Raw genomic sequence first — 13,201 nt, 5'->3', positions numbered from 1 at the left:
GCGGGAGAGGTTCATAGCGGACACCCTCTATAAAAAACTATGGCTTTGAAAAATTTCAACCATATCCCAGAGGATATGGTTTTTTATTTGATAAGCAGAGTTCATGGGCCTCGAAAAAAGCGTTGCAGATCAAATAGGAGGCTTTTATAATGGCTGGAAGAAAAGATGAGGAAATGAAAGATTTGACACTGTTAGGCAATCAGGGAACAAAGTACTTGTTTGAGTACTCTCCTGAAATCCTTGAAACGTTTGAAAATAAGCACCCATATCGGGATTATTTTGTAAAATTCAATACCCCGGAATTCACAAGTCTATGCCCGATCACAGGGCAGCCTGATTTTGCATCGATTTACATTAGCTACATTCCTGACAAATTGATGGTTGAGAGCAAAGCGCTGAAATTATATCTGTTCAGCTTCAGGAACCACGGTGACTTTCACGAGGATTGCATGAACATTATCATGAATGACCTGATCAAGTTGATGGATCCAAGGTATATTGAGGTTTGGGGCAAATTCACGCCAAGAGGCGGCATCTCGATCGATCCGTATACTAACTACGGCAAGCCAGGAACGAAGTATGAAGAAATGGCAAACTACCGGATGATGAACCACGACATGTATCCTGAAAAAGTGGATAATCGCTAAATAGAAGGAGAGCAGCTAGACATGCTGCTCTTTTTTAACTGGAAAAAAACGCGGATATTTTCCAATTCGCTATAAAAATCGGGATTTCGCTATAAAAAGAAATTTTTCGCTATGAAAAATCGAAATTCGCTATAAAAAGTCAAAAATCGCTATAAAAAAGAAATTTTCGCTATAAGAAAGTCGAAACGAAGTATTTCCGCTATGGTAATTAGCTTTTACACCAGAACAAACCGCCTGGATCAGGAATCTCAGGCGGTTTGTGGTTTATTTTACGATACATATACTAATTCTTTAGGGAACTTCGTTAAAATCTCGATTCCATCTTCGGTGATGACGACATCATCTTCAATTCTTACGCCTGCGACACCAGGTACATAAATCCCTGGTTCAGCGGTGAACACCATTCCTTTTTCCATTTTTAAAGGATTCGTGCTGGTCAATGATGGATATTCGTGGACGCTGACTCCGAGTCCGTGGCCCAGGCGGTGAGGGAAGTAGTCGCCGTATCCAGCTTCTTCAATCACACGGCGTGCAGCAAGGTCGACCTCCGAGCATGCAACACCTGCTCGTGCGGTATCAAGGGCTTTCAGCTGTGCTTTTAAAACGGTGTTATAAATTTCTTCCTGCTGTTTGTTGATCTCACCGTAAGCAACGGTCCTTGTGATATCAGAGCAGTAGCCATCCATCACAACACCTAGGTCGAACAGGACGAGGTCACCTTTTTTGATCTTTGTCAGGCCTGGTGTGCCATGCGGTGCCGAGGCATTTTTACCAGTAAGGACCATCGTTGAGAACGACATTTCCGTTACTCCTTTTTTCTTCAATTCATATTCAATCGCTGCAAGTACATCTAGCTCGGTTTTGCCTTCCTGGATTTCATTAACCCCTGTCTGGATGGCAAAGTCAGCCAGCTCACATGCTACTCTCAATTTCTGCAATTCTTCTTCACTTTTGATCATTCGCATCAAGCGCAGTTTTTCTTCTGCCGAAACAAACTCCGAGCCGCCAAAAAGGCCAGACATTATTTCATAACGCTCTACGTTCAATTGTTCCTTCTCAATCGCGGTTTTCTTGATTGAAGGAACGCGCTTTTTAATCGCGTTGTAAGCAAGTTCCATTGAATCCTCTGTATCGCTGTAGCCGATGATTTCAAGCTCCCATCCGGCATTCTTCGCATTTTCTCTATCCATTGCCGGGCAAATCATGAAAGGCTCGGCATCCTGGAATACCGCAACTGCCAGCAGTCTTTCGTGAGGATCGCTTAAAAATCCGCTTAGGTAAAATACATTGTCAGGAGATGTAACAAAAGTGACATCTACACCATTGTCCTTCATCCATCCTGATAACGCAGCCAATCTTTCCGTCATAGAAATTCCTCCTCTGATATGTACATCACACTATGAGAGTAGCAATTCGCAGGTGAAAAGTAAAACTTTTAACGAATGATGCTGTTGGGTATAAAGAAAATGGTAGAAGGAGATAGACAAAGGGTGTTGAAATATTTTAGTTATAGGGCTTTTTGCGCTAAAGGTACATGTTGCGCTGATTTGATGCAACAGCCTTTGCCAAAAGCCTAGAATGAAAGGAGAGATAATATGAAAGTATCTTATCACGGCCATTCTGTTGTTAAAATTGAAACAAATGGGAAGTCCATCCTGATTGATCCGTTCATTACCGGCAATGATCTGACCGATCTGAAGGTGGAGGATGTGAAGCCAGATGTCATTATCCTGACCCATGCACATGGAGACCACCTAGGGGATACGGTCGAGCTGGCGAAGAAGCATGATGCGCTTGTAATCGCCAATTTCGAAGTGGCTACATATTTAAGCTGGAAGGGCTTGAACACGCACGGCATGTCGATTGGCGGAGCTTATGAATTTGATTTTGGCAAGGTTAAAATGACGCCTGCCTTCCATGGGACAGGCATGGTCACTGAAAATAATGAAATTATTTATGGCGGCATGCCTGCCGGAATTCTGTTCATGGCAGAAGGAAAGACTGTGTTCCATGCAGGTGACACGGGGCTGTTTTCCGACATGAAGCTGATTGGCGAGAGACACCCGATTGACCTGGCATTCCTGCCGATCGGCGACAATTTTACAATGGGACCGGAAGATGCGGCGTTGGCCGCGGAATTCCTCAACGCGAAGCAAGTGGTGCCAATCCATTTCAATACATTCCCGCCAATCAAGCAGGATCCACATGCTTTTATAAAAATGCTTAAGAAAAACAAAGGCACCGTTCTCGAAGCAGGAGAGGCAATTGAATTATAGAAGTCACTAGCTGCACAAAAAGTTGTGCAGCTTTTTCTATTTAACATGCTAATTCTAGCTTTGGAAGCATAAACATAAACTAAGACAACCTGTAGGAGGGGGAAAATGAAGAAGAACCGTTACTTGTTATACTTGCTGTTATGCGGCATGATGCTTTACATAGGAATGCCGGAGCTCAACTTCCAACTGGGAGGAAAAGAAGCTTTATTTGCTGGTTCATGGCTGTTCCTGGCTCTGCTGGTCTTCGCAGGAAATCTTGCAGCCTTTTTATACACGCCGAAAAAACGTTCCAGCGCAGGCAGCAGGAAGATGGAAAACAGCTTGAAAAGAAAATCACGCGTTTACACTGGCTGAGAGGATCAGCCAGTTTTTTCTATATAAAGGACTTCCATCCTAATTAAATTGAATCCAACCCTTATAAACCTTATAATAATAATGGATAGAACTACTTTGTACGGAAAAATATTAAAAAGGGTGAAAGTCTTGGCAACTAAGCATGAACAAATACTTCAATATATAGATGAATTGCCAATAGGAGAAAAGATCTCGGTACGCCAAATCGCCAAGGCGCTTAACGTAAGCGAAGGAACTGCATATAGAGCAATTAAGGATGCTGAAAATAAAGGGTATGTCAGCACAATTGAACGTGTGGGCACCATCAGGATTGAACGGAAAAAGAAAGAGAACATTGAAAAGCTTACTTTTGCAGAAGTTGTTAATATCGTCGATGGGCAAGTGCTGGGCGGACGTGCCGGGCTTCATAAAACATTGAACAAATTCGTCATCGGGGCGATGAAGCTGGAGGCGATGATGCGTTATACCGGTGCAGGAAACCTGCTGATCGTCGGGAACCGCGACAAAGCACATGAACAGGCACTGCGGGCAGGAGCAGCTGTTTTAGTTACCGGTGGTTTTGATACTGAAGACCATGTAAAGAAATTGGCCGATGAATTGCAGCTGCCGATCATCTCCAGCAGCTATGATACTTTTACAGTAGCGACGATGATCAACCGTGCGATTTACGATCAGTTGATCAAAAAGGAAATTATCCTTGTGGAGGATATTCTTACACCGGTCACGGAAACGATTTTCCTCAAGGCCAATGACCGTGTGTCAGATTGGTACCGACACAAGGATGAGACGCTTCACAGCCGCTTTCCGGTAGTGGACCAGAATATGAAAGTAATCGGGATGATCACATCGAAGGACGTCATGGGGCATGAACAGGATACATTGATTGAGAAAATCATGACAAAACAACCGATGACCGTAAGCGGTTCGACGAGTGTAGCGTCATCTGCCCACATGATGGTGTGGGAAGGTATTGAAGTCCTGCCAGTTGTGGACGATGCCAACAGGATTCAGGGCATTGTCAGCAGACAGGATGTATTGAAGGCCCTGCAAATGATCCAGCGCCAGCCGCAGGTGGGGGAAACACTTGATGATACGGTAACGAACCAGCTTGTTCTGGCAAAAGGAAAAACAAAGGATGAAGACATTTTCCGCTGCCAGGTGACTCCACAGATGACGAATCACCTTGGGACGATTTCATATGGCGTGTTTACAACAATCGTTACAGAAGCCGCGAACCGCGTGCTGCGTGGATACAAAAAAGGGGATCTGGTTGTCGAGAATATGACGATTTATTTTATCAAGCCGGTGCAGATTGACAGTGTCATAGAGATCTATCCGAAGGTTCTAGAGGTGGGAAGGAAGTTCGGTAAGGTCGATATCGAAGCCTTCAATGACGGCGTTCTTGTCGGTAAGGCGATGATGATGTGCCAGCTGATCGACAGACATTAACAGTTGAAAAAAGCCGATCCTTAACAGGGTCGGCTTTGTTGTGTCTAATTTTCCTGAGCTTCCTTGGCAGCGTGTGGAAGGTAGAACTTATATGCTTTGATCCCGCCCCAGACGCTCAGCGAACCAATGACAATGAAAATAGCACCTACGATGTATGTGACAGCAGTCTGGAAAAGGAACAATTGATTGATTCCGAACAAGGCGACGAACAAACCCAGGGCGATGCTCGATTTGGCAGAAAGCCAGCTGCGCTCTGCAGGCCTTTTGCTGCGGACATATTTAATCTTGTAAAAGATATAGAAGACAAATGAAAGAACAATCAATAAAACGAGAATAGGCATTGCGATTCCTCCAAATTCATAATCTACTCTATTTTACAGCTTATACATGGGGATTGCCAAGCAAAGGTTGAAGAATGGGAGAGAATGCCGGTACCCTGCCAGATGAGGTTCCTGCTTTTCTTTTCCAAAAAATATGTTCATAATTAAGATATGAAAAAGATGGAGGAGCATTTTTATGAAAGAGCAAATACTTGAGGCTATTGAAAATTATGAAACGATCATTATCCATCGTCATGTAAGGCCGGACCCTGATGCGTACGGTTCGCAGGGAGGACTGGCTGAAATCCTGAAGGCTTCGTATCCTGAAAAGAATATTTACACTGTAGGCGCAGAGGAGCCATCGCTTAATTACTTGAGAAGGCTTGATTCTATCTCGGACGATACTTTTAAAGGCGCGCTTGTCATTGTCTGTGATACAGCGAATGCCGAGCGGATATGTGATGAGCGCTACCGTTTAGGGGAGCAGCTTGTCAAGATTGACCATCATCCGAATGAAGATCCGTACGGTGATCTTCAATGGGTAGATACTTCAGCAAGCTCTACAAGTGAAATGATTTATGAGTTTTACCTTACTTTCAAGGACCAGGACCTGAAGATGTCAGATGAGGCAGCCAGATTGCTGTATGCCGGAATTGTCGGCGACACTGGCCGGTTCCTGTATCCGAGCACCACTAACAAAACTTTTGCTTATGCAGGAGAACTGATCCACTATAACTTCTCGCGTACAGAGCTTTATGACAAAATGTATGAGCTGGCGCCAAATGTGGTGAAGTTGAACGGATACATCCTCCAGAACTTTGAACTGCTGGAAAATGGTGCGGCCAAGGTAGTGATGAAACGTGAGCTGCTTGATCAATATTCAGTCAAGCCATCTGAAGCATCATTGCTTGTAAGTGAGCTGGGCAATGTCAGGGGCATCAAGGCCTGGGTATTCTTCATTGAGGAAGAGGATCAAATCAGGGTGCGCCTGCGTTCCAAAGGGCCTGTTATCAATACGATCGCCAGAAATTACAATGGCGGAGGTCATCCGCTGGCTGCAGGTGCATCCATTTATTCATGGGACGATGTTGACCGGGTTCTTGCAGACTTAATCAAAGCATGTGAGGAATAAAACTCCACAAAAAAGGTGCGTTTCAATACTGAAGCGCACCTTTCTTATTCACATCATCTATTATTAAAATAAACCTTTAAAGCATCAATGATTTCCGCATTCAATCCATCGGTCTGGATCTTATAGTGGTCACCGTCTTGGGAAGCTGTAAAATCCGTGATTCCTTGCTGTTTTAAGAAGTCATCGATGTCAGAAAGATGTTCACCCTGATTTTTTAGGCTTTTTTGACCGACAAAATCATCATTCACATATATATCATACTGATCCTCATTCAATTTCACCTGGTTTTCACGATTCGCGTTGTTCATGGCGTAAGCCGGAAAAACTCCTCCGCCAACACCACTGCCGCTATTTCCAGCTCCATTGTTAAAACTCATATGAATCCCTCCTGTCTATTCCTTCGCATATGCTTATAATTCCCGTTTTTATCAAGAGTCACACAAGCTGAAGGTAACTGGAGGGAATTCCCTTTATTTTCTGGCGGGAGTTTGACAGCTACTGCGTAGAACTCCTCAAAGGAAAGCCGGAATCGTGACAGGTTTTATGTGGCAAGCTTCGAAGCTGTCAAGAAAACGCGGTTATTGTGACAGGTTTCAGGGTTCAAAGCCCAAAGTTGTCAAGAAAACATAATTATTGTGACAGGTTTCAGGGTTCAAGAGTCAAAGCTGTCAAGAAAACATGATTATTGTGACAGGTTTCAGGATTGAGAGTCAAGCCCATTATTCTGTGTAAATTCATTCCTTATGAAAAACAAGTTAAACAGCTTATATGTTTTTGATGTTCTGGAAGGGGGGTACCCCCCTTCCAGAACATCAAAATTTTCGCTTCGCAGCGCCTACTACTTCTTCTGTTTTTTCTCTTCTTTTTCAGGGATTATTCTCTTGTTAACTTCCTCAGCGTAATCCATTAGGACAGCTCCTATTAATCTGAATGCGGATTGTGTGTTAGGAAAGATTCTAATCACTTTTTCTCTCCTACGGACTTCACTGTTTATTCTTTCTAATGAATTTGTGCTTCGAATATGCTTATGAAACATGGGTTTTTCATTTAGATATTGGATGGCATCTTCGAAACCTTCTTCTAAGATTTCTATAGCCTTCTCCAATTTTGGATTGTCACCAAATGTGTTGATGAACTCATCTTTATACTTTCTAGCGTCTTTTACCTTCGCTACTTCGAAAATTCTTTTTAGTGCGATTTTTACTTCATCCATATCTTTTTTCGGCATATGAGTGATGATATTCTTTTTGAAATGGACAGTGCATCGCTGCCAGGCAGATCCTACAAATTCTTTCTCAATGGCAGACTTCAAGCCCTTATGGGCATCGGAAATGATCAGTTTTGGTGCTTGTAGCCCTCGTGACTGTAAGTGATGAAAGAATCGCTGCCACGCTTCAAAACTCTCCACATGATCGACTCGCAAGCCCAGTATTTCCCGTCTGTTGGTCTCATCAACGGCAGTGGCGATATAGACAGCTTTGGATACCACACGATTGTGTTCTCTTACTTTGATATACATAGCGTCGGCAAAGATATAAGGGTAGTACATTGTATTGAGTGGCCTGTTTGCCCATTGGTTCACGATAGGATCCAGCTTCTCCGTGAGAGTGGATACGAACGATTTGGATACTTTATGTCCACAGAGCTGTTCCACGATATTGGTTACTTTCCTCGTGGAAACCCCGTTTACGACCATTTCAAGCATGGATAGCACGAAAGCCTGGTCACATCGAGCGTATTGCTCAAATACAGTGGTTGAAAAATCACCGTTTCTAGTACGAGGGACTCTGAGCACAATCTTTCCAATGCTTAAGAGAAGCTCACGATCATAGTAGCCGTTCCGGTAGTCGTGTCGACTAGGTGTACGCTCATAAGCACGCGCTTTTAAATGGTCATCACGTTCTTTTTCCATGAATTCATTTAATACCAGGACAATGGATGCTTTGATCACAGAATCGATGTCTGAATCCATCACGGATTCTTTTAAAAGATCTAGATTTAGGTTAAACTGTAATTGAGTCATAATTAATTCCTCCACATGTTTTTCGTCGCTGATAACATTGTAGGACAAAAGGAATTAATATGACTCATTTTCTATTTACACAATTATATGGGCTTAATCGGATTGAGAGCGCAAAGCTGTCAAGAAAACGCGGTTATTGTGACAGGTTTTATGGTTCAAGGCCCAAAGCTGTCAAGAAAGCATGATTATTGTGACAGGTTTCAGGGTTCAAGAGTCAAAGCTGTCAAGAAAACATGATTATTGTGACAGGTTTCAGGATTGAGAGCGCAAAGCTGTCAAGAAAACGCGGTTATTGTGACAGGTTTTATGGTTCAAGGCCCAAAGCTGTCAAGAAAGCATGATTATTGTGACAGGTTTCAGGATTGAGAGCGCAAAGCTGTCAAGAAAACTTGGTTATTGTGACAGGTTTCAGGGTTCAAAGCCCAAAGCTGTCAAGAAAACGCGGTTATTGTGACAGCTCTCATGCACAACGCTCCAAAGCTGTCAAGAAAACGCGGTTATTGTGACAGCTCTCATGCACAACGCTCCAAAGCTGTCAAAAAGCAGCTGTAATCGTAAGGATCCCCCATGCTCTCTCCCGAACCAGGCACGAATACTGGCTCTCCGATCAATCCAAACTAATCTCCACCTGGATGCTCACGGAAGTATAGATGACCATCGACTTGATTTTCAGCTTGTAGCGTTTGTCATTCACCTTGATGGATTTGTTCTCAATGACTTTGGTGATCAGATCCCTGCTCTTGAAAACCGAATCTAGATCCTTGGCAAGCAGCATGTTCAACTGGCCCTTGGTTTCCTCCTCGATCTCATAGATGCTTAGGGTATCAAGCTGCTTATATTTTTTATCATTGACGATTTTCACTTTGATCTCCTGGACAGTCAAATTCTCCTGGTTCTTCTTGTTTAATTCTTCGTAATCCTCCATCCAGATCTGGATATCGCTTTTCAGGTCGGCTATTTCATCCTTCTGCTGCTCAATTTTTTTTGCCTGTTTTTCCAATAAAACTCCGTTAATGTATAAAAACAAAACCCAGCTCAGTAGAGCGCCTATAGCCATACCAGAAAAAAATCTCTGCCACTCTGGCCTGCGGTAATATGGCGGAATCCTCATTTCAGACATGCTCCTGCGTCAGCCAGTTGATCAGCAGTGCTCCCGTCTGCGCACCGCCCATGGCTGTAAGGATCAATAGGAATTGCTTGAAAATATCTTTCGTTTCACCGTTTAAAAGCCCGCGTTCGAAGCTGTAGACAGTATCAAAGGTACCGCCGATCGCAGCAATGATCGCCCATATCCGAATAGAACTTGAGAAGCGGGCAATTTCCGTCATCAAAGGCTGTCCTGTCAAAAAAGCGGCTAATCCGCCAATCAGCGAGCCGCCAAGCAAAACACCGAGCGCGATAAAATAGGCTTCGAACAGATGGGAAGCAAATGGCTGATTCAAATAAAACACCCTCAGTTAATGGTAGATTTTTTCCTCGTAATTCATCATATGGACAATCTGCAATCAATATGTTTAAACTTCCTTGAAGCAATGAGAACATATTTTCTTTTTTTGCCTGAAAAGCCTATAATGAAAGAAGATGAACCTAACCTTTAAGGGTGTGAGAGAAATGCCATTTATTCACCTTCATGTCTATAGTGCATACAGCCTGCTCACGAGTACGGCGACAGTAGAGCAGCTAGTCCGCGATGCCAGGGCAAAAGGATTTTCCGCACTCGCACTGACGGACCGCAATGTAATGTACGGAACAGTAGCGTTTTACAAAGAATGCCTGAAGAACTCGATCAAACCTTTGCTGGGCCTGACGGTTGACGTTGTCAGCCAGACTTTGGAACATGAGTCTTTTCCGCTTGTGCTGCTCGCGAAAAACAACCAGGGGTTCCAGAACCTGATCAAGATTTCAAGTGCTGTACAGACAAAATCTCCAGAGGGAATACCGGTGAAATGGCTGAAGCATTACGCTTCTGGACTTATTGCACTTACTCCGGGAACCCAGGGAGAAATAGAATATTACTTAACGAACGGTGAAAAAGAGAACGCGCTAAAGACGCTGGATTTATATAAACAGATATTCGGCAGGGATCAATTTTACCTAGCCATTCAGGACCAAGGCCTACCAGGACAAAGGGAGCTGGTTGAACAGATGGCAAGACTGGGGAAAGAAACCAACACTCCACTGGCTGCTTCCAACCAGGTGCATTATCTGGAAAAAGAAGATTCATTTGCCCAGGAGTGCCTGCTGGCGATTAGAAATGGGGAGAAGCTCCAGGATGATGCCCGTGAAAAGCTGGGCAGCAGTGAGTTTTACCTAAAGCCGGCAAAAGAAATGTGCGAGCTGTTCTCGGAGTATCCAGAAGCATTGGAAAATACCCTGAAAATAGCAGAGGACTGCAATGTCATGCTTGATTTTGAAACAAGGCATCTGCCAAAGTTCCCGGTGGCTCCGGGAAAAAATGCTGATGAGATGCTCGAGGAACTATGTTTTAAGGGACTAGAAGAGCGATACGGAAATCCGTCACAACAACACAAAGACAGGCTGAAATATGAAATGTCAGTCATTAAGAAAATGAACTTTAGCGATTACTTCCTGATTGTCTGGGATTTCATAAAATACTCACGGGAAAGAGGCATCCTCATCGGACCGGGACGTGGTTCCGCGGCTGGTTCAATCGTTTCATATGTATTGTACATAACGGATGCCGACCCGATTGAACATAATCTTCTCTTTGAAAGGTTCTTGAATCCAGAACGTATTTCAATGCCTGATATCGATATCGACTTCCCTGATAACCGCAGGGATGAAGTTATTGAATATGTCGCGGCAAAATACGGGGAGCTTCATGTTGCACAGATTGCAACGTTTGGAACACTTGCTGCAAAAGCAGCGGTAAGGGACGTTGGCCGCGTATTCGGCTTGAACGCGAAAGAGCTCGAACGTCTATCAAGGCTTGTACCATCGAGGCTTGGCATTACCCTGAAAGATGCAGTCGAGGAGTCTGCCGGGTTAAGGAGTTTTATCGAAGAATCGTCCAAGAATAAGAGAATCCTTGAAACGGCAATGAAGCTCGAAGGCTTGCCCCGGCATACGTCCACACATGCTGCGGGTGTCGTGATCAGTGAACAGCCGCTTACAAATGTCGTGCCGATCCAGTCCGGCCAGTCGAAAGTGTTCCTTACCCAATATTCAATGGATCACCTTGAAGAATTAGGCTTGTTGAAGATGGACTTCCTCGGCTTAAGGAACCTGACCTTGATCGATTCAATCCTTCAGTCCATCAAGCAAAAGACAAGGCGTGAGCTGGACATTCACGATATCCCGCCTGAAGATAAGCTAACCTTCGAAATGCTTGGAAGGGGAGAAACGACAGGTATTTTCCAGCTGGAATCTGAAGGGATGAGGAAGGTGCTGACAAGGCTTGAACCAACGAGGTTTGAAGATATAGTCGCAGTCAATGCCCTGTATCGTCCAGGCCCTATGGAAAATATCCCGTTGTTCATTGACCGCAAGCACGGAAGGCAGCCTATTGACTATTACCATAAGGACCTCGAACCCATTCTCCGGGACACTTACGGGGTCATCGTTTACCAGGAGCAAATCATGCAGATTGCCTCACAGCTAGCCGGATTTTCCCTGGGAGAAGCGGACTTGCTGAGGAGAGCAGTTTCAAAAAAGAAGAAGGAAGTTCTTGCCCAGGAACGTGAACATTTTGTGAATGGTTCTTTAAAGAAAGGATATGACACGCAAACAGCGAATCTTATCTATGATTTGATCGTCCGATTTGCTAATTATGGCTTTAACCGAAGCCATGCAGTCGCATATAGCATGATTGCCTACCAGCTGGCGTACCTCAAAGCTCATTATCCGCTTTATTTTATGGCGGCGCTGCTGACGTCGGCAATCGGCAATGATGTTAAAATCGCACAATATGCAAGAGAGCTGCAGCAAATGGGGATCAAACTTCTTCCTCCTTCCATCAACAAAAGTGCCTTCAGCTTCCAGCCAGAAGGGGATGCAGTCCGCTACAGCCTCGCCGGAATAAAAGGAGTAGGAATCGCCTCACTGAAGGAAATATTCCAGGCTAGACGAAACCAGCCTTTTAAGGATATATTCGATTTTTGCATTCGTGTGCCCCAAAAGGCTGCTACAAGAAAAGTGCTCGAAGCACTGATTTATTCAGGCGCATTCGATGAATTCGGCCAGGACCGCGCCGTCCTTTTAGCAAGTGTTGATGTTGCGATTGAACATGCACAGCTTGTGGCTCCTGATGACTCCGGCCAGATTGATATGTTCGCAGAAGCAGAGTTTTCCCTGAAGCCAAAGTATACCGAGGTCGATCCGATGCGGATCGAAGATAAACTCAGCCTGGAAAAGGAAGTACTAGGAGTGTATTTGTCGAAGCACCCTGCATCCATTTATGAAAAAGAATTCAAGGCGGCCGGTGTCAAAAGGATTGCCTCGAAATCTCCTGGAAGCAAAGTCAGGCTTGGCGTTTATATCACCGAGGATAAGAAAATCCGGACGAAAAAAGGCGAAGCAATGGCTTTCCTTACCATTAGCGATGCAAGCGGGGAAACAGATGCTGTCGTATTCCCAGGAGTATATAAGCAATATGGAAATGTTTTAGGCCAGGGGAAAATGGCGCTGCTCGAAGGCAAATTCGATGAACGGGAAGGAAAGAGCCAATTTATCGTGAACCAGGTTCTTGAGCTTGAAAGGGAAGCGAAAAAAGAACCAGTTTTATATTTGCGGATCGCTAAAGGGACGGACAGTGCCAAAAAGGTGAAAGAACTCAAAGCTTTATTGAAAAAACATCCAGGTGATGTGCAGGTAATTGTGTATAACGAAGAAACCGAAAAATCGCTGCTGCTGCCTGGCGAGTACAGCGTGAACACAGAACGAGGAAGTATGGAAGACTTAAGAACGGTATTGGGTGATAATAACGTTGTCCTGAAAAATTAGTTCTTTACAAGTATAATAGATGTGTTATATTGGAAAAG

The 13,201-nt window shown here is 44.1% G+C and carries 12 protein-coding genes; 6 read left to right on the top strand and 6 right to left on the bottom strand.

Going from position 1 to position 13,201, the window contains the following annotated elements; all coding sequences use genetic code 11:
- Positions 1-149: 149 nt before the first annotated feature.
- Complete coding sequence (gene queF / locus FOF60_RS18675; RefSeq protein ID WP_167832694.1) at positions 150-647, top strand: preQ(1) synthase; 498 nt, start codon at positions 150-152, stop codon at positions 645-647.
- Between the two features lie 269 nt (positions 648-916).
- On the opposite strand, the gene FOF60_RS18670 is transcribed toward queF, so the two are convergent.
- On the bottom strand, positions 917-2,014 hold the full coding sequence (locus FOF60_RS18670) for a M24 family metallopeptidase (RefSeq protein ID WP_192473687.1): 1,098 nt from the start codon (positions 2,012-2,014) through the stop codon (positions 917-919).
- A 228-nt stretch (positions 2,015-2,242) separates the two neighbouring features.
- On the opposite strand from FOF60_RS18670, the gene FOF60_RS18665 reads away from it, so the two are divergent.
- The 3 genes from FOF60_RS18665 to FOF60_RS18655 all read left to right on the top strand — a co-directional run bounded on the left by FOF60_RS18665 (position 2,243) and on the right by FOF60_RS18655 (position 4,726).
- Positions 2,243-2,923, top strand: a complete 681-nt coding sequence (locus FOF60_RS18665) for a metal-dependent hydrolase (RefSeq protein WP_192473688.1) — start codon at positions 2,243-2,245, stop codon at positions 2,921-2,923.
- 105 nt (positions 2,924-3,028) lie between these two features.
- The gene (locus tag FOF60_RS18660) at positions 3,029-3,277 is read left to right on the top strand and encodes a hypothetical protein (RefSeq protein ID WP_192473689.1); all 249 of its coding nucleotides are present in this window, start codon (positions 3,029-3,031) and stop codon (positions 3,275-3,277) included.
- A 129-nt stretch (positions 3,278-3,406) separates the two neighbouring features.
- Complete coding sequence (locus tag FOF60_RS18655) at positions 3,407-4,726, top strand: CBS domain-containing protein (protein WP_192473690.1); 1,320 nt, start codon at positions 3,407-3,409, stop codon at positions 4,724-4,726.
- Between the two features lie 44 nt (positions 4,727-4,770).
- Here the strand turns inward: FOF60_RS18655 and FOF60_RS18650 are convergent, their stop codons facing one another.
- The gene (locus FOF60_RS18650) at positions 4,771-5,067 is read right to left on the bottom strand and encodes a YtpI family protein (RefSeq protein WP_192473691.1); all 297 of its coding nucleotides are present in this window, start codon (positions 5,065-5,067) and stop codon (positions 4,771-4,773) included.
- A gap of 175 nt (positions 5,068-5,242) precedes the next feature.
- Here FOF60_RS18650 and FOF60_RS18645 point away from each other — a divergent pair, with 175 nt between their 5' ends.
- A complete protein-coding gene (locus tag FOF60_RS18645) occupies positions 5,243-6,178 on the top strand; it encodes a DHH family phosphoesterase (protein ID WP_192473692.1) in 936 nt (311 codons plus the stop codon).
- 53 nt (positions 6,179-6,231) lie between these two features.
- Here the strand turns inward: FOF60_RS18645 and FOF60_RS18640 are convergent, their stop codons facing one another.
- The 4 genes from FOF60_RS18640 to FOF60_RS18625 form a co-directional block, all read right to left on the bottom strand.
- Complete coding sequence (locus tag FOF60_RS18640; protein ID WP_192473693.1) at positions 6,232-6,555, bottom strand: hypothetical protein; 324 nt, start codon at positions 6,553-6,555, stop codon at positions 6,232-6,234.
- A gap of 461 nt (positions 6,556-7,016) precedes the next feature.
- Entirely contained in the window at positions 7,017-8,201 is a 1,185-nt protein-coding gene (locus FOF60_RS18635) for an IS256 family transposase (protein ID WP_192473842.1), read from the bottom strand.
- Positions 8,202-8,808: 607 nt separating this feature from the next.
- Positions 8,809-9,312 carry a sporulation membrane protein YtrI gene (gene ytrI, locus FOF60_RS18630; RefSeq protein ID WP_192473736.1) on the bottom strand — a complete coding sequence of 168 codons (504 nt, stop codon included), beginning with the start codon at positions 9,310-9,312 and terminating at the stop codon, positions 8,809-8,811.
- Between the two features lies 1 nt (position 9,313).
- Complete coding sequence (locus FOF60_RS18625) at positions 9,314-9,643, bottom strand: sporulation membrane protein YtrH (RefSeq protein ID WP_031308334.1); 330 nt, start codon at positions 9,641-9,643, stop codon at positions 9,314-9,316.
- A 169-nt stretch (positions 9,644-9,812) separates the two neighbouring features.
- On the opposite strand from FOF60_RS18625, the gene dnaE reads away from it, so the two are divergent.
- Positions 9,813-13,163, top strand: a complete 3,351-nt coding sequence (dnaE, locus tag FOF60_RS18620) for a DNA polymerase III subunit alpha (RefSeq protein WP_192473737.1) — start codon at positions 9,813-9,815, stop codon at positions 13,161-13,163.
- Positions 13,164-13,201 lie beyond the last annotated feature (38 nt).

Origin of the sequence: Mesobacillus jeotgali (genome assembly GCF_014856545.2) — a bacterium.
Lineage (GTDB): Bacteria > Bacillota > Bacilli > Bacillales > Cytobacillaceae > Mesobacillus.
This window is presented reverse-complemented; position numbering and strand designations above follow the sequence as displayed.